The following is a 17943-nucleotide window of genomic DNA, read 5'->3' as shown; positions in this document are numbered from 1 at the left end:
GAACAGACCCGCCGCCACGCCGCCGTCGCCGCCCTCCTGCGCGTCCCCCACGTCGTCCTGGCCGTCAACAAGATGGACCTCGTCGACTACGCCGAGCCCGTCTTCGCACGGATCGCCGCCGAGTTCACCGCCTACGCCGCCTCCCTCGGCGTCACCGACGTCCTCGCCGTCCCGATCTCCGCCCTCGCCGGCGACAACGTCGTCGAACCGTCCTCGCACATGGACTGGTACGGCGGCCCGACCCTGCTGGAACACCTGGAAACGGTCCCCGTCGGCAGCGACCCGAGCGCCGAACCCGCCCGCTTCCCCGTCCAGTACGTCATCCGCCCCCAGACCGAGGAACACCCCGACTACCGCGGCTACGCCGGCCAACTCGCCTCCGGCGTCCTGCGCGTCGGCGACACCGTCACGGTGCTCCCGTCGGGCCACACCACCACCGTCACCGGCATCGACGCCCTCGGCCGCCCGACGGACATCGCCTGGGCACCGCAGTCCGTCACCGTGCGCCTCGCCGACGACCTCGACATCTCCCGCGGCGACCTCATCGCCGCCGGTCCGCCCCCCGCACCCACCAAGGACATCGAGGCGACCGTCAGCCACCTCAACGAACGGCCCCTGCGCGCCGGCGACAAGGTCCTCCTCAAGCACACCACCCGCACCGTCCGGGCCCTGGTCAAGGAGATCACCTACCGCATCGACATCACTGCGCCGATCAGCGAAGGGGGCCTCGAACAACGCCCCGCCCCCGACGGGCTGGAGGTCAACGACATCGGCCACGTGGTCCTGCGCACCGCCGAACCGCTGGCCCTCGACGCCTACACCGACAACCGCCGCACCGGATCCTTCCTGCTCATCGACCCGGCCGACGGCACCACCCTCACCGCCGGCATGGCGGGCGAGGCGTTCGACACGGTACGCGCCACGGACACCACAGAGGAGGACTGGGTCTGATGCCCAGCGAGGCCTTCTCGGGCGTGAACCGGCCCCGGGGTTCGAAGCAGCATGTCCTTCTCCCCTCCCTTGTCGTCCTCCTCTGCGCCGCCCTCGTCTCCGGCTGCGGTTACGGCTCGAAGGCCGACAAGTCCTCCGACACCAAGGCCGACGCCTCGGCCTCCACCGGGGATTCCGGCGCGAAGCTGTCCGCGGACACGGTGAAGATCGGCTACTTCTCCAACCTCACCCACGGCACCCCGCTGGTCGGCCTCCAGGAGGGGCTGTTCCAGAAGGAGCTGGGCGCCACCCAGATCAAAACCCAGGTCTTCAACGCCGGACCCGCCGAGATCGAGGCGCTCAACGCCGGCTCCATCGACATCGGCTGGATCGGCCCCTCCCCCGCGATCAACGGCTACACCAAGTCCGACGGCCAGTCCCTGAAGATCATCGGCGGCTCCGCCTCCGGCGGCGTCAAGCTGGTCGTCAACCCCGACAAGGTCTCCTCGCTGGACGACCTCAAGGGCAAGAAGATCGCCACCCCGCAGCTGGGCAACACCCAGGACGTGGCACTGCTCAACTACCTGGCCGGCAAGGGCTTCAAGGTCGACGCGGCCTCCGGCGCGGGCGACGTCTCCGTCGTGCGCACCGACAACAAGGTCACCCCCGACGCCTACAAGCAGGGCTCCATAGACGGCGCCTGGGTCCCCGAGCCCACCGCCTCCAAGCTCGTCACCCTCGGCGCGAAGGTCCTCCTCAACGAGAAGGACGTCTGGCCGGACAAGAAGTTCGTGATCACCAACATCATCGTCTCGCAGAAGTTCCTCAAGGAACACCCGGACGTGGTGGAAGCCGTGCTGCGCGGCTCGGTGAACACCAACGCCTTCATCAAGGCCAACCCGGACAAGGCCAAGGCCGACGCCAACGAGGCCATCAAGAAGGAGGCCGGCAACGCGTTGGAGCCAGCGATCCTCGACCCGGCCTGGGCCGACATCGACTTCCTCGACGACCCGCTGGCCACCACCCTCCAGGCCGAGGCCGACCACGCCGTCACCGCCGGACTCCTCAAGACTCGCGGTAATCAGGCCGCTGGCACGGCGGGCAACCTGAACGGCATCTACGACCTCACCCTGCTGAACAAGGTCCTCGCCGCCCAGGGCCGGCCGGCCGTCGCGGACGCCGGACTCGGCTCCAAGTAGCGCCCTCAGCACCGGCCGACGAACCCCAAGTTCCCTCCGCGCCGGGGACGTTCAGCCAAGACCCCGCGGTCCGGCCCCGCCCCGCCCGGTCGACCCCGGTCGATGCCCACCGGAACGGGCGGGGACCGGACCACGGCCCCGCAGACCTCTCCCTCCTTGCCCGCCCCCGGCAGGAGGGGCCCATGACCACCAACGCAGGAGGTGCCCGGATGACCCCGACACTGACCGCCGAACCGGACGCCGTCGCCGTCGCCTCCGGTCGACCCGCCGTCCGCATCTCGCACGTGCACAAGTCCTTCGGCCGCCCCGGCGCCCGGACCCACGTCCTGGACGACATCACCCTCGACGTCGCGCCCGGCGAGTTCGTCACCCTGCTCGGCGCCTCGGGCTGCGGCAAGTCCACCCTGCTCAACCTCGTCGCCGACCTCGACAAGCCCACCGCCGGCGACATCCAGGTACCCGGCGGCCGCCCCGCGCTGATGTTCCAGGAGCACGCCCTCTTCCCCTGGCTCACCGCCGGCAAGAACATCGAACTCGCCCTCAAGCTCGCCGGCGTCCCCCGCCCCGAACGCCGCACCGAAGCCGAACGCCTCCTCGAACTCGTCCGCCTCGACGGCGCCCACGGCAAACGCGTCCACGAACTCTCCGGCGGCATGCGCCAGCGCGTCGCGATGGCCCGCGCCCTCGCCCAGGGCAGCCAGGTCCTCCTCATGGACGAACCCTTCGCCGCCCTCGACGCCATCACCCGCGACGTCCTCCACGACGAGATCACCCGCATCTGGGCCGAACGACAGCTGACCGTCCTCTTCGTCACCCACAACGTCCGCGAGGCCGTACGCCTCGCCCAACGCGTCGTCCTCCTCTCCTCCCGCCCCGGCCGGGTCGCCCGCGAATGGCGGATCGACCTGCCCCAGCCACGCCGCATCGAATCCGCCGGCGTCGCCGACCTGTCCATCGAGATCACCGAAGAACTGCGTGGGGAGATCCGTCGCCATGGCCAGCACTGACACCACCCCTGTCCTCGACCGGGTCCACAAGTCCCCCAGGTCCGACCGGGCCGGCACGACCGGCACTCCCGGCACTCCCGGCACGACGGACCGGACCGACGGGACGGAGCGAACCCCCGGCACCGAGGACTCCACCTCCGTCGGCGCGGGCCTGGACGCCCTGGACACCGTCACCGCGCAGCGCGGCTCGTTCGGTGAGGTGTTGCGGAGCAAGGCGTTGCCGCCGTTGGTCGGTGTGCTCGTGGTGCTGGCGCTGTGGCAGGGGGCGTACAGCCTGGAGCTGACGTCCGCCTACAAGCTGCCCAGCCCGGCGGACGTGTGGCGTTCCGGCCAGGACCTCTGGTACCAGGGCACGCTGTTCTCCATCATCTGGACCAGCGTGTGGCGCGGCCTGTCGGGATTCCTCCTCGCCGTGCTCATCGGCACCCCCATCGGCCTGGTCGTCGCCCGTGTCAGACCCGTGCGCACCGCCATCGGCCCGGTCCTGCAGGGCCTGCAGTCCCTGCCCTCCGTCGCCTGGGTACCCGCCGCCGTCATCTGGCTCGGCATCAACGACTCCATGATGTACGCCGTCATCCTGCTCGGCGCCGTCCCCTCCATCGCCAACGGCCTCGTCGCCGGCATCGACCAGGTACCCCCGCTGTTCCTGCGCGCCGGACGCACCCTCGGCGCCACCGGCCTCAACGGCGCCCGCCACGTCCTGGTCCCCGCCGCCCTGCCCGGCTACCTCGCCGGCCTCAAACAGGGCTGGGCCTTCTCCTGGCGCTCCCTGATGGCCGCCGAACTCGTCGCCTCCTCCCCCGACCTCGGCCGCGGCCTCGGCCGCTACCTGGAGGACCAGCGCGAGTTCTCCGACATGTCCGGCGTCCTCCTCGGCATCATCCTCATCCTCTTCGTCGGCATCGCCATCGAACTCCTCGTCTTCACCCCCGTCGAACGCCGCGTCCTGCGCAACCGCGGCCTCCTCACCACGAGCAAGTGAGGCAGCACCGGGGTCCCCGACCGGGCGGACGGGCCACCGTCCTGCGGCCACCCGACCAAGGGTCCTCCCCCGGCAATCGCCGAGCGGGCCCGGCGGAGATTCCGCCGGGCCCGCTCTTTCGTCTTCTCGTCAGTTCTCCTCGGCGGCCTCAGAGTTCGTCGAGCGGCTCGTCGAGGACGCCCTGGCGGGCGATGATGTAGCCGAGGTGGCCACGGCTGCGGCTGCCGAGGAGTTCGCTGGCCTTCTGGATGTGGCTGGAGACCGTCCGGGTGCTCATGCCGAGGCGGGAGGCGATGGCCTCGTCGGTGTAGCCGTTGACCATCAGGCGCAGGACGTTCTGCCGGGTGCGGGCGGTCAGCAGCCGGGGGCGGTGGTGGCCCTGCTGGTAGGTGACGGGTTCGGCGCGCTCCCACATCAGCTCGAAGATCTTGAGCAGGTACTCGACCAGCGGCGGGAGCTGGATGAGCATCGCCGCGGCGGCGCGGTCGGCGCCGGCCGGGATGAAGGCGGTGGAGCGGTCGCAGATGATCACCCGGTCGAAGACCTCGTTCAGGGTGCGCACTTGGGCGCCCTGGGCGGTGACCTGCTCGATGTAGGCCAGCGTCGGGCCGTGCGAGCGCACGGTGTGCTGGTAGAGGGTGCGCTGGCGCACGCCGCGGCCGGCCAGGGCGAGGTCGCGCGGGAGCGCGTCGGCCAGTTGCTCGGTGGCGCGGCCGCCGCCCGGCTGGGCGGTGAGCAGTTCCTCGGAGCAGCCGGCGACGGCCTTCTCCAGCGCGGGGCTGATCTCGTCGCCCGCCAGCAGCCGGATCGGCAACTTGGCCCGCCGCATGACGTCCTTGTAGGCGTGCTCGGCGGCGTGGAAGGAGGTGTGCAGCTCGGCGAGCCGTTCCTGGTGGGCCAGTACGGCGAGTTCGAGCGGCCGGGTCAATCCGGTGACGGCGATGTCGGGCGGGACGGGGGCCAGCCGCTGGCCGGAGCCGGGCAGCGGGCGCAGCAGACCCATCGCGAGCAGGCACTCGGGGGCCTCGCCGGTGGCCTCCCCCTCGACCAGTGCCGTGCGGTAGAACTCGATGCCCCGGTCGCAGAGCTGGGGTGTTCCCCTTTCCATGCTCTTGTCCTGGGTTGGGCACATCTGGGCATCCTTCCGGCTTCGGCATTGCGGTTTCACGAATGCCCGAACCGGCTTCCACCAGGCATCAGAACCGGCAAGATGAGAAGTGACTGCCGTTCGGAAGCCGCCCCCCGGGCTCCGACAGCCGTGAGTGTACGCCCAAAGGGCGCGGAAATCATCGGCTGACGGTAGTCGGGCGTGCACGCAAGCGGGGGAGCCGCCGGGCACGAGTACGACCGCACCCGGCAGCGGTGACCGGGGGATTGCCGGCCCATCGCACCTGACGTCCCGTCGGGGCGTCCGGAGCGGGGCGGTCGGTGAATGGAACGGCCTACAGACGGAAGGCACCCCCAGTTGCGAGCTGACTCCGATCCGGCGACACCGCCCGCCGCCCTCGCCGGCCTGGTGGACCAGCGCCTGGTGCGACAGTTGGCGGAGGCCGCCGCCGCACAGGTCGGCTCCGGCGCCGTCCGGTTGCTGGGCGACGGCGGGATCCTCCAGGCCTTCGCCAAGCAGTTGATCGAGGGCGCCCTGGAGCTCGAACTCCAGGAGCATCTGCGCGGTTCCGGCACCGGCACGGGCACCAACGGCCGCAACGGCGCCCGGGCCAGACGGCTGCTCACCGAGATCGGTCCGGTCGAGGTGCGGGTGCCCCGGGACCGCGAGGGCAGTTTCGCCCCGAAGTCCGTCCTCCCCCGGGCCCGGCGGCTGCCCGGGCTCGACCGGCTGGTGATCTCGCTGACCGCGCGCGGCCTCAGTTCGGGCGAACTGGTGGCGCACCTGGCCGAGGTGTACGGCGTGGAGCTCAGCCGGGAGACCGTCTCGGCCATCACCGACCAGGTGCTCGACGAGCTCGCCGAGCGGCGCGGGCGGCGGCTCGACCCGGTCTACCCGGTGGTCTTCGTGGACTCGGTGCGCAGCGGCCGCTCGGGCGGTCCGCTGGTGCACCTGGCACTCGGGATCTCGGTCGAGGGCCGGCGCGAGGTGCTGGGCCTGTGGCCGGCCGCGGACGGGGAGCAGTGGCCCCAGGTGCTGGCCGGGCTGGCCGGGCGCGGGGTGCGGGAGGTCTGGGTGCTGGTCGGCGGCACCGGCGCGGTGCTGGCCGAGGCGGCGGCCGAGCAGTGGCCCCGTACCGTGGTGCACGGTTCGGTGGCCCATCTGCTGCACGGGGCGCTGCGGCACGCGCCCGGCGAGGACTGGAGTGCGCTCTCCCGGGCGCTGCGCGAGACCTGTACGGCGCCGACCGAGGCGGCCGCGCTGGAGCGGCTGTCCCTGGCCGAGCGGGAGTGGGGGCCGAGCCACCGCGAGGTGTTCCGGGCGTGGCGGGCGGCCTGGCCGCTGCTGGCGCCCGGCTTCCGTTTCGGGCCCGAGGCGCGGCGGCTGCTGACGGGCGGGGGCGCGCTGGAGCGGTTGCACGCGCGGCTGCGCCGGATCGAGCAGTCCGCGGGCCGGGTGCAGGACGAACGGGCCGCGCTCAAGCGCGCGTACCTGGCGACGCTCGCTCTGGAGTCGCCGGCCGGGACGGGCCGGCCGTGGGTCGAGGACTGGCCGGCCGTCCGGGAGGAACTGCGCCGGGGCTCACTGAGGCGCGCCGGGGTGCCCGCCTCCGCGCTGCGATGTCCCCCGCGCCATCGGAGTTCCCACCACTGATCTGACAGTGCCGGGTGTGATTTGGATCATGTCTGTCTGTTTTTGACACGATCTGCCCGGGCTTCCGGTTCCCGCATTGCGTGTTCACGATCACAGTCAGAGCTTCCACGCACGTTTGGGCCTTCGGCAGGATGCGTTTCAGAGCGAAGAGGGCAGACCGCCCTCCTCAGGAAGAGGAATTCGCGATGCCAAGCCTTGCCGTCCGCGTCCACAAGATGCTCGGGACACTCGCCGTTCTGCTGGCCGCCGTGGTGGGCCTCCAGCTCCACGCCCAGCCGCACCTGCCCGCCGTCTCCATCGCCGCCGTCGCCGGCCCCAGCGAGGACTCCGGCTGGGGTGCGTGAGCCGCGGCTCCGTTCGACCGCCCCGCTCCGCACCGCCCCGCACAGCTCCGCACCGTTCCGCACAGTTCCGAACAGCTCCAGACAGCTCCGAACAGAGAGGAACCGACGATGGCGAACCCGTTCGAGGATGCCGAGGCCAGCTACCTCGTCCTGGTGAACGACGAGGGCCAGCACTCGCTGTGGCCGGCCTTCAGCCCGGTGCCCGCCGGCTGGCAGCAGGCGTTCGGTGCCGCCGGACGGCAGGACTGCCTCGACTACGTCGAGCAGAACTGGCAGGATCTGCGGCCGAAGAGCCTGATCGCGCACCTGTCCGAGAACTGATCGCGGCCTCCGCGCACCGACCGTCGGACGGCTGAACGACCACACGGCCTCCGCACGGGGATCCCACGCCGAGCAGCCGCTCCCCCGGCCGCACCGCCCCGGCGACGAGCGCAGAGCACAGAGCACTGAGCACTGAGCACAGCGCGCACCACCCGCTCACCCGGCGCGGTACCGCGCCCGAGCCGCCGCCCGTCCGGCCGCTCCCCCGGCCGTCGGCCCACCGCCCCGCCGGAACCCGCCGACACCGCCCCGCCCCACCACCGCAGCACTCCACCGCCGCGCGGCGCACCCTCACGCCGCCGGCGCGGTCCCGTGTCCGACGTCTACGCGCGTGCACCGAAACGGCCCCGGCACACTCCCACCCTCCGCACCGCCGCGCCGCACGGCCGTCGCACCAAGCACACCCCAGCACCGCGAGACGACCGCAACATCGCTCCGCCGACCCCCGGGCCGACCGCCCCGGGGTCAACCCAGCTCGCCGCTCCCGCCACCGCGGGGGCCAGCCGCACAAGGGAGAGAGTCACATGTCCGGGGTCCAGCAGACGCACAGATCCGAGCAGCGGCCGGAAGCGGCCGAGGTCCTGTGCCGACTGTTCGCGGAGGTGCTCGGCCGGGAGTCGGTCGACCCCGCGGCGGGCTTCTACGACCTGGGCGGCGACCGGCCCGCCGCCGAGCGGCTGCTGGCCCGGGTGCACGCCGAGTTCGGCGTCCGCCTGGCGCTGCCCGTCCTGGCGGACGCCCCCACCCCCACCGCGCTGGCCGCCCGGCTGGCCGAAGGGGCACCCGCCCGACCGACCCTCACCGAGCTGGTCGACGCCCAGGTCGCCCGCACCCCGGACGCCCCCGCCCTGTACGCCGAGGGCACCACCCTCACCTACGCCGAACTGGACGCCCGCGCCAACCGGCTGGCCCGGGTGCTGGCCGCCCGCGGCCTGGGCACCGAGGACGTCGTCGCGCTGGCGCTGCCGAAGTCCCCCGAGGCGGTCGCCGCGATCCTCGCCGTCGCCAAGACCGGCGCCGCCTGGCTGCCCGCCGACCCGGCCTACCCGGCCGAGCGGCTGCGCCACATGCTGACCGACTCCCGCGCCGCCCTGGTGCTCACCACCGCCGGGGCCGCCGGGCAGCTGCCCGCGACCGACGCCCCCCGGCTGCTGCTCGACTCCGCCGAGCACCGGGCCGACCTCGACGCCCGGCCCGGCACGCCGTTCACCGCCGCCGAGCGGGTCCGGCCGGTGAGCGCCCTGAACACCGCGTACGTCATCTACACCTCCGGCTCCACCGGCGTGCCCAAGGGCGTGGCCGTCACCCACACCGGGCTGCCCAGCATGATCGGCACCCAGGTCGCCGCCACCGGGGTCGGCCCCGGCAGCCGGGTGCTCCAGGCGTCCTCGCTCAGCTTCGACGTCTCGGTCTCCGACCTGTCCGTGGCGCTCACCACCGGCGCCGCCCTGGTGCTGCCGCGGGAGCAGAGCCAGCTGGTCGGCGAGCCGCTGGCCGCCCTGATCGACCAGTACGGCGTCACCCACGCCGACATCGCCACCGCGATGATCTCCACCCTGCCCGACCTCCCGATGCCCTCGCTGCGCACCCTGATCGGCGGCGGCGAGGCGGTCTCCCGCGAGCTGGCCGCCCGCTGCGGCCGCGGCCGGCTGATGCTCAACAGCTACGGACCGACCGAGGCCACCGTCATCGTCAGCATGAGCGAGCCGCTGACCGGCGACGAGCTGCCCCCGATCGGCCGGCCCTGCCAGGACGTGCGCATCCACGTGCTGGACGAGCGGCTGCGCCGGGTCGAGCCGGGCACCGTGGGCGAGCTGTACCTCGCCGGCCCGCACCTGGCCCGCGGCTACCTGAACCGCCCCGGACTGACCGCCGAGCGCTTCGTGGCCGACCCGTACGGCGGGCCCGGCGAGCGGATGTACCGCACCGGCGACCTCGGCAGCTACCGCCCGGACGGCCAGCTGGACTTCCTCGGCCGGGCCGACGACCAGGTGAAGATCCGCGGCTTCCGGGTGGAGCTCGGCGAGATCGAGCAGACCCTCTCCGCCCACCCCGAGGTCCGCCAGGCCGTCGTGCTGGTCCGCGAGGACCGCCCGGGCGAGCGCCGCCTGGTCGGCTACACCGTCGGCGCCGCCGACCCGGCCGAGCTGCGCGCGTACTGCGCCGAGCGGCTGCCCGACCACATGGTGCCCACCGTCGTGGTGCTCGACCGGCTGCCGCTCACGCCCAACGGCAAGGTCGACAAGCGCGCCCTGCCCGCGCCGGTGTTCGGCGCCGGCGAGGAGGAGGGCCGCGCCCCCGCCGGGGAGCTGGAGCACACCCTGGTCCGGCTGTTCGGCGAGGTGCTGGGGCTGCCCCGGGTGGGCGTCACCGACTCCTTCTTCGAGCTCGGCGGCGACTCCATCGTGGCCATCCAGCTGGTCTCCCGGGCCCGGCACGCGGGCCTCCAGCTCACCCCGCGCGAGGTGTTCCTCGCCCCGACCGTCGAGGCGCTGGCGCGGATCGCCCGTCCGCTGGAGGGCCCGGTCGTCGTCGAGCCCGCCGGCGCCGGCCTCGGCGAGGTGCCGCCGACGCCCATCGTGCACTGGCTGGCCGCCCAGCACGGCGCGGTCGAGAGCTTCTACCAGTCCACCGTGCTCACCCTGCCCGCCGGCACCCCGCAGGAGCACCTGACCGCCGCCGTCCAGGCCCTGCTCGACCACCACGACCTGTTCCGCGCCCGCACCTCCCCGCTCGCCGAGCGCCCCTGGACGCTGCACGTCCCCGAGGCCGGCGCCGTCCCCGCCGACGCCGTGCTGCGCCGGGTCGAGGGCCCGGCCACCGCCGAGGCGCTGCGCGCCGAGACCGGGGCCGCCCGCGAGCGCCTGTCCCCCGAGGACGGGCGGATGGTCCAGGCCGTGCGCTTCGACGCCGGTCCGCAGGCGCCCTCGCAGCTGCTGCTGGTGATCCACCACCTGGTGGTGGACGGCGTCACCTGGCGCATCGTCGAGGAGGACCTGCTCGGCGCGCTCGCCGCGCTCCGCGAGGGCCGCGCCGTCGAGCTCGCGCCGGTGCCCACCTCCTTCCGCCGCTGGGCCCAGCGGCTCACCGCCGAGGCGAACACCGACCGCCGGGCCGCCGAACTCCCGCTCTGGCAGGCCGCGTTGGCCACCCCGGACCCGCTGCTCGGCGACCGCCCGCTGGACCCGGCCACGGACACCTACGCCACCGAGGGCCTGCTGCGGCTCGTGCTGCCCGCCGAGACCACCCGGGCGCTGCTCACCAAGGTCACCGCCGCCTACCACGCCCAGGTCAACGACGTGCTGCTGACCGGCCTGGCGCTGGCCCTCGGCCACTGGCGCGGCCGGGAGACCACCGGACCCGACGGCGCCGTGCTGGTCACCGTGGAGGGCCACGGCCGCGAGGAGATCGTCGACGGCGTCGACCTGCACCGCACCGCCGGCTGGTTCACCTCCGTCTACCCCGTCCGACTCGCCCCCGGGGCGCTGGACTGGTCCGAGGTCACCGCGGCCGGCCCCGGGCTCGGCCGGGCCCTCGGCCGGGTGAAGGAGCAGCTGCGCGCCGTGCCGGACAACGGCATCGGCTTCGGCCTGCTGCGCCACCTCAACCCGGACACCGCCGCCGTCCTGGCCGGCTGCGCCGACCCGCAGATCGAGTTCAACTACCTGGGCCGCTTCGCGCCCGAGGGCGTCACCGCCGAGGACGTGCTCGCCGGCACCGAGGCGATGTCCGAAGGCGCCGCGACCGGCCTCGCGCTCGGCCGGGTGCTCGGCCTGGACGCCACCACCGTGGACACCCCGCAGGGCCCGCTGCTGGTCGCCCAGTGGTCCTACGCCACCGGGCTGCTCTCCGAGGAGCGGGTGCGCGCCTTCGCCGAGGCCTGGTTCGCCGCGCTGGGCGCGCTCGCCGAGCACGCCGATCGGCCGGACGCGGGCGGGCACACCCCCTCCGACTTCCCGCTGGTCGCCGTCACCCAGAGCGAGGTGGACGAGCTCGCCGCCCACCACGCCCCCGCCCGCCTGGTCGACGTCTGGCCCACCTCGCCGCTCCAGCAGGGCATGGCCTTCCACTCGGCGTACGACGCCGACGGCGCGGACGTCTACACCTCGGTCGTGACCTTCGACCTCACCGGCCCGGTGGACGCCGACCGCCTGCGCACCGCCGCCGAGGCGCTGCTGACCCGCCAGCCGAACCTCAAGGCCGCGTTCCACCAGCGGCACGACGGCCCGCCCGTGCAGGTCGTCCCGGACGGCGTCGAGCTGCCCTTCACCGTCGTCGACCTGAGCGCCCACGCCGACCCGGCGGCGGAGGCCGCCCGGATCGCCGCCGCCGAGTACGGCCGCCGCTTCGACCTCGACCGCCCCCCGCTGCTGCGCTACACCCTGATCCGGCTCGCGCCCGGGCGCCACCAGCTGATCGCCTCCGCCCACCACATCCTGCTGGACGGCTGGTCCACCCCGCTGTTCGCCGAGGAGCTGTGGGCCCTGTACTTCGAGCAGCCGCTCGCCCCGGCCGCCCCGTACCGCGAGTACCTGCGCTGGATCACCCTGCGCGACGGCGAGGCCGCCCGCGCCGCGTGGGCGCAGGCCCTGGCCGGCGCCGACGAGCCCACCCTGCTCGCCCCCGGCCGCTCCGCCGCCACCCCGCAGCTGCCGCTGCGCCTGCACACCGGGCTCACCCCGGAGACCACCGAGGCCCTCGCCCGCACCGCCCGCCGTTACGGCGTCACCCTCAACACCCTGGTCCAGGCGGCCTGGGGCGTGCTGCTGGCCCGGCTCACCGGGCGCGAGGACGTGCTGTTCGGCACCACCGTCTCCGGCCGGCCGCACGACCTGCCGGGCGTGGAGCGGATGATGGGCCTGCTCATCAACACCGTGCCGGTGCGGGTGCGCCTGAACCAGTCCGAGAGCTGGGGCCAGCTGCTGCTGCGCCTCCAGCACGAGCAGTCCGCCCTGCTGGACCACCAGCACCTCAGCCTCACCGAGATCCAGCAACTCGCGGGCATGGGCAGCCTGTTCGACACCGTCACGGTGTACGGCAACTACCCGGACCCGTCCGCCCTGGACGACGCCGACCCGAGCGGCGCCACTCGCGTCCACCTGGTCGAGGACGTCGACAGCGCCCACTACCCGCTGGCGCTCGCCCTCACCCCCGGCGACGGCCTGCAGCTGCGGCTGGACCACCAGCCGGACGCCTTCACCTCCGACGAGGCCCGCGCCCTGCTGGACCGCTTCCTCGCCCTGCTCGACCGGATCGTCGCCGACCCGGCCGAACTCGTCGGCACCGTCGAGGTGTTGACCGCGGCCGAGCGCGCCGAGCTGATCACCGGATGGAGCGGCACCAGCACCCCGCTGCCGGAGGGCTCGCTGCCCGAGCTGTTCGAGGCGCGGGTCGCCGCGACCCCGGACGCGATCGCGCTCACCGCCGAGGACGCCGAGCTGACCTACGCCCAGCTCAACGCCCGGGCCAACGGCCTGGCGCTGCGGCTGGTCGAGGCCGGGGTCGTCCGGGAGACGCCGGTCGCGCTGATGATCGACCGCTCGGCCGCCCAGGTGGTGGCGATCCTGGCGGTGCTCAAGGCCGGCGGCCTCTACGTGCCGCTGGACGACGCCCAGCCGACGGACCGGCTGCGGACCGTCCTCGCGGACGCCGGGGCCGGGCTGGTACTGGCCGACGCCGCGCACCGCGAGCACCCCGCGCTGGCCGGCCTGACGGTGCTCGACCCGCACGCCGGGGAGCACCCCGAGAACCTCGGACTGCCGCAGTACGCCGACCAGTTGGTGTACGTGATGCACACCTCCGGCTCGACCGGCGTGCCCAAGGGCATCGCCATCACCCACCGCGCGGTGGTGGACCTCGCGCTCGGCGGGCAGTTCACCGGCGGCGGCCACGAGCGGCTGCCGGTGCACGCCCCCTCCGCCTTCGACGCCTCCACCTACGAGATCTGGACCCCGCTGCTCTCCGGCGGCCAGCTGGTGATCGCCCCGGCCGGCCGGCTCGGCATCGCCGAGCTGGCGGCGGTGATCGGCCACGAGCGGACCACCTCCGCCTGGATCAGCGTCGGCCTGTTCAACGTGCTGGCCGCCGAGGCCCCGGAGACCTTCGCCGGGCTGCACGAGGTGTGGACGGGCGGGGACATCGCCTCGCCGGTCGCCATGCGGCGGGTCCTGGACACCTGCCCCGGGCTGCGGCTGGTCAACGTCTACGGGCCGACCGAGACGACCACCTTCGCGACGCACTTCCCGATGACCTCGGCCGCCGAGGTGCCCGCCGTCGTGCCGATCGGCCGGCCGCTGCCCAACAACCGGCTGTACGTGCTGGACGCCGGGCTGCGCCCGGTGCCGGTCGGCGTGGCCGGCGAGCTGTACATCGGCGGCACCGGCATGGCCCGCGGCTACGTCGGGCGCCCCGGCCTGACCTCCGAGCGCTTCACGGCCTGCCCGTTCGGCGAGCCCGGCAGCCGGATGTACCGCACCGGCGACGTGGTGCGCTGGACGCCCGCCGGCGAACTGGAGTTCGTCGGTCGAGCGGACGACCAGGTCAAGCTGCGCGGCTTCCGGATCGAACTCGGCGAGGTGGAGGCCGCGTTCACCGCCCACCCGGCCGTCGGCCAGGTCTGCGTGGCGGTCCGCCAGGACCAGCCGGGCGACAAGCGCCTGGTCGCCTACGTCACCGGCGAGGTGCGGGCCGACGAGCTGCGCGACTTCGTCACCGAGCGGCTGCCCGGCTACATGCTGCCCGCCGCGATCGTCGTCCTCGACGAGCTGCCGGTGAACCCCAACGGCAAGGTGGACCGCAAGGCCCTGCCCGCGCCCGACTACAACGGCGCCGACGGCGGGCGCGAGCCGCGCAACGCCACCGAGCAGGCCCTGTGCGGGCTGTTCGCCGAGGTCCTCGGGCTGGCCCGGATCAGCATCGACGACAACTTCTTCGACCGCGGCGGCCACTCGCTGCTCGCCACCAAGCTGGTCAGCCGCATCCGCGCCGGCCTCGGCGCCGAACTGCCGATCCGCACGCTCTTCGACAACCCGACGGTGGCCCTGCTGGCCGCCGCGCTGCCCGACTCCGCGACGGCCCGTCCGGCCCTGCGGCCGGCCGAGCGCCCCGAGCGCGTGCCGCTCTCCTCCGCCCAGCAACGCCTGTGGTTCATCGAGCAGTTCGAGGGACCGAGCGCGCTCTACAACACCCCCGTCGCGGTCCGGCTCACCGGCGCCGTCGACCTGCCCGCCCTGGAGCGGGCGGTCCGGGACGTGGTGCGGCGGCACGAGGTCATGCGCACCGTCCTCCCGACCGTCGACGGCCAGCCCCACCAGCTCGTCACCGAGGCCGCCGAACTCGCCCTGCGGCACGCCACGGTGGCCGACGAGGCGGAGCTGCGGGCCGCGCTGTCCGCGGCCGGCGAGGAGGTCTTCGACCTCGCCCGCGACCTGCCGGTGCGCGCCACCCTGCTGTCGCTGCCGCACGACGAGCACGTCCTGCTGGTGCTGATGCACCACATCGCCAGCGACGGCTGGTCGGTCGGCCCGCTCTTCCGCGACCTCGCCGAGGCGTACCGGGCCCGGACGGCCGGCACCGAGCCGCAGTGGGAGCCGCTGCCGGTGCAGTACGCCGACTACACCCTCTGGCAGCGCGAGCTGCTCGGCACCGACGAGCGGCCCAGCGCCCTTCTGACCGAGCAACTCTCCTACTGGCAGCGGGCCCTGGCCGACGCCCCGGAGGAGCTGGCGCTCCCCTACGACCGTCCGCGCCCGGCCGTGCCGGGGCACCGCGGCGGCCTGGTGGAGGTCACCGTCGACGCCGAACTGCACAGCGCGCTCGGCGAGTTGGCGGCAGCGCAGCACGCCAGCCTGTTCATGGCGCTGCAGGCCGTGGTCGCCGTCCTCTACACCCGTCTCGGCGCGGGCACCGACCTGCCGATCGGCACCGTGGTGGCCGGGCGCACCGACGAGGCGCTCGACGACCTGGTCGGGTTCTTCGTCAACACCCTGCTGCTGCGCACCGACACCTCCGGCGACCCGAGCTTCCGGGAGCTGCTGGACCGGGTCCGCCGCACCGACCTGGACGCCTACGACCACCAGGACATCCCCTTCGAGCGGCTGGTCGAACAGCTCAACCCCACCCGCACCCCCGCCCGCCACCCGCTCTTCCAGACCCTGGTGGCGCTGGAGGGCCGGGTCACGGTGCCGGACGCCTTCGGCGACCTGGGCTGCGCGGAGCACCCCTTCGAGCTGGACGTGGCCAAGTTCGACCTGTCCTTCCGCTTCACCGAGCAGGGCCCGCGGGCGGGCCTGACGGTGGCGGTCGAGTACGCCGTCGACCTCTTCGACCACGCCACCGTGGCCGCCCTCGGCGAGCGGCTGCTGCGCGTCCTGCGCGCCGCCGTGGCCGCCCCGGACGCGCCGATCGGCGGCATCGAGATCCTCGACCCGGCCGAGCGCGAGCAGCTGCTCGCCGGCTGGAACGACACCGCCGCGCCCGTCCCGGACGCGACCCTGCCGGAGCTGTTCGAGGCCCGGGCCGCCGCCACCCCCGACGCGCCGGCCGTGGTCTCGCAGGACGGCACCCTCAGCTACGCCGAGCTGGACTCCCGGGCCGAGCACCTGGCGGCCCACCTGGCCGACGCCGGGGTCGGCGCCGAGACGCCGGTGGTCCTGCTGATGGACCGCTCCGCCGACCTGCTGACGGCGATCCTCGCGGTGGCCAAGGCGGGCGGCACCTACGTCCCGCTGGACGACCGCCACCCGGCCGAGCGGCTGCGCGGGATCACCGCCGAGACGGCCGCGGCCCTCGTCCTGGTCGACCCGGCCCACCGCGACCACCCGCTGGCCGCCGACGCCCCCTGCCCCGTCCTGCCGCTCACCGCGGGCTGGTTCGACGGTCCGCGCGAGCGGCGCGCCCACCGGGCCGCGCCCCACCCGGAGCAGCTCGCGTACGTGATGTTCACCTCGGGCTCCACCGGGGAGCCCAAGGGCATCGCGATCAGCCACCGGGACGTGGTGCAGCTCGCCACCGACCCGTGCTGGCGGCACGACGAGGGCCTGCGGGTGCTGTTCCACGCGCCGCACGCCTTCGACGCCTCGACCTACGAGATCTGGGTGCCGCTGCTCTCCGGCGGCCAGGTGGTCGTCGCGCCGCAGGGCGACCTGGACGCGGCCGCCATCCGGGAGCTGGTCCGGGTCCACGCGCTCACCCACGTGCACGTCACCGCCGGTCTCTTCCGGGTCATCGCGGAGGAGGACCCGGACATCTTCGCCGGCGTGCGCGAGGTGCTGACCGGCGGGGACGTGGTCTCCGCCCCGGCCGTGCGCCGGGTGCTGGAGGCCGTCCCGGGCATCGCGGTGCGGGCCCTGTACGGACCGACCGAGACCACCCTGTGCGCCACCCAGTACCCGATGCCCGACGCCGCCGCGGTGCCGAGCACGGTGCCGATCGGGCGTCCGCTGGCCAACACCCGGCTGTACGTGCTGGACGCCGGTCTGCAGCCGGTGCCGGCCGGCGTGGCGGGCGAGCTGTACATCGCCGGGGCCGGCCTGGCCCGCGGCTACGTCGGCCGCCCGGCACTCAGCGCCGAGCGTTTCGTCGCCTGTCCCTTCGACGGGCCGGGCAGCCGCATGTACCGCACCGGCGACCTCGCCCGGTGGACCGCGGAAGGCGTCCTGGAGTTCCTCGGCCGGGCCGACGACCAGGTCAAGATCCGCGGCTTCCGGATCGAACTCGGCGAGGTGGAGGCCGCGTTCACCGCCCACGAGGGCGTCGGCCAGGCGCTCGCGGTGGTCCGCGAGGACCAGCCGGGCGACAAGCGCCTGGTGGTGTACGCCACCGGCAAGGCCACCGACGGCGAACTGCGCGCCTTCGTCGCGGACCGCCTCGCCGGCTACATGCTCCCGGCCGCCGTGGTCGTCCTGGACAGCCTGCCGGTGACGGCCAACGGCAAGGTCGACCGCCGGGCCCTGCCCGCGCCCGAGTACGCCGGGGCGGCCGAGGGCCGCGCCCCGCGCACCGAGCGCGAGCGGGAGCTCTGCGCGCTGTTCGCCGAGGTGCTGGGCGTGCCGACGGTCAGCATCGACGACCGGTTCTTCGACCTCGGCGGCCACTCGCTGCTCGCCACCCGGCTGGTCAGCCGCATCCGCGCCACCCTCGGCGCGGAGCTGCCGATCCGCACCCTGTTCGACGCACCCACGGTGGCCGCCCTCGCCGCCGTCCTGCCCGGCGGCGAAGCGGCGCCGGCACCGAAGAAGGCCCGCCCGGCCCTGCGGCCGATGCGGCGCCCCGGAAGCCAGGCCTGACCGGCGGCGGGACGCGGGGCGCACCACCGGCGGAGCCCGCCCCCACCCCACACCCCCTCCTCCCCCCCCAAAAGAAGCGCCCCCCCCACCAAAACAACCCTACGTTGTCAGTA

General features: G+C 74.1%; 9 protein-coding genes. 8 read left to right on the top strand and 1 reads right to left on the bottom strand.

Annotation, left to right across the window (positions count from 1 at the left end):
• From ACFVGO_RS31515 to ACFVGO_RS31500, 4 genes are all read left to right on the top strand, one after another.
• Positions 1 to 951 (top strand): GTP-binding protein (locus ACFVGO_RS31515; protein ID WP_380635423.1); only part of this gene is annotated, 951 nt, incomplete at its 5' end.
• The gene (locus tag ACFVGO_RS31510) at positions 951 to 2129 is read left to right on the top strand and encodes an aliphatic sulfonate ABC transporter substrate-binding protein (protein WP_380635421.1); all 1179 of its coding nucleotides are present in this window, start codon (positions 951 to 953) and stop codon (positions 2127 to 2129) included. The genes ACFVGO_RS31515 and ACFVGO_RS31510, both read left to right, overlap by 1 nt.
• A 209-nt stretch (positions 2130 to 2338) precedes the next feature.
• Entirely contained in the window at positions 2339 to 3136 is a 798-nt protein-coding gene (locus ACFVGO_RS31505) for an ABC transporter ATP-binding protein (protein WP_380635426.1), read from the top strand.
• On the top strand, positions 3123 to 4118 hold the full coding sequence (locus tag ACFVGO_RS31500; protein WP_380635419.1) for an ABC transporter permease: 996 nt from the start codon (positions 3123 to 3125) through the stop codon (positions 4116 to 4118). Before ACFVGO_RS31505 ends, ACFVGO_RS31500 begins: the two co-directional genes overlap by 14 nt.
• 148 nt (positions 4119 to 4266) lie before the next feature.
• On the opposite strand, the gene ACFVGO_RS31495 is transcribed toward ACFVGO_RS31500, so the two are convergent.
• Entirely contained in the window at positions 4267 to 5250 is a 984-nt protein-coding gene (locus ACFVGO_RS31495) for a helix-turn-helix transcriptional regulator (RefSeq protein WP_359909584.1), read from the bottom strand.
• Positions 5251 to 5583: 333 nt separating this feature from the next.
• Here ACFVGO_RS31495 and ACFVGO_RS31490 point away from each other — a divergent pair, with 333 nt between their 5' ends.
• From ACFVGO_RS31490 to ACFVGO_RS31475, 4 genes are all read left to right on the top strand, one after another.
• Positions 5584 to 6879 (top strand): IS256 family transposase, encoded by a 1296-nt coding sequence (locus ACFVGO_RS31490; RefSeq protein ID WP_359909581.1) that lies wholly within the window; start codon positions 5584 to 5586, stop codon positions 6877 to 6879.
• Between the two features lie 185 nt (positions 6880 to 7064).
• Positions 7065 to 7223, top strand: coding sequence for a hypothetical protein (locus ACFVGO_RS31485; protein WP_359909578.1), 159 nt, complete (start codon positions 7065 to 7067; stop codon positions 7221 to 7223).
• A gap of 108 nt (positions 7224 to 7331) precedes the next feature.
• Positions 7332 to 7544 (top strand): MbtH family protein, encoded by a 213-nt coding sequence (locus ACFVGO_RS31480; RefSeq protein ID WP_359909576.1) that lies wholly within the window; start codon positions 7332 to 7334, stop codon positions 7542 to 7544.
• Between the two features lie 524 nt (positions 7545 to 8068).
• Positions 8069 to 17830: an amino acid adenylation domain-containing protein gene (locus ACFVGO_RS31475; protein WP_380635416.1), complete on the top strand. Its 9762-nt coding sequence runs from the start codon at positions 8069 to 8071 to the stop codon at positions 17828 to 17830.
• Positions 17831 to 17943 lie beyond the last annotated feature (113 nt).

The sequence above is a fragment of the Kitasatospora sp. NPDC057738 genome (assembly GCF_042798815.1).
In the GTDB taxonomy this organism is placed as follows: Bacteria; Actinomycetota; Actinomycetes; order Streptomycetales; family Streptomycetaceae; genus Kitasatospora; species Kitasatospora lactacystinica.
This window is presented reverse-complemented; position numbering and strand designations above follow the sequence as displayed.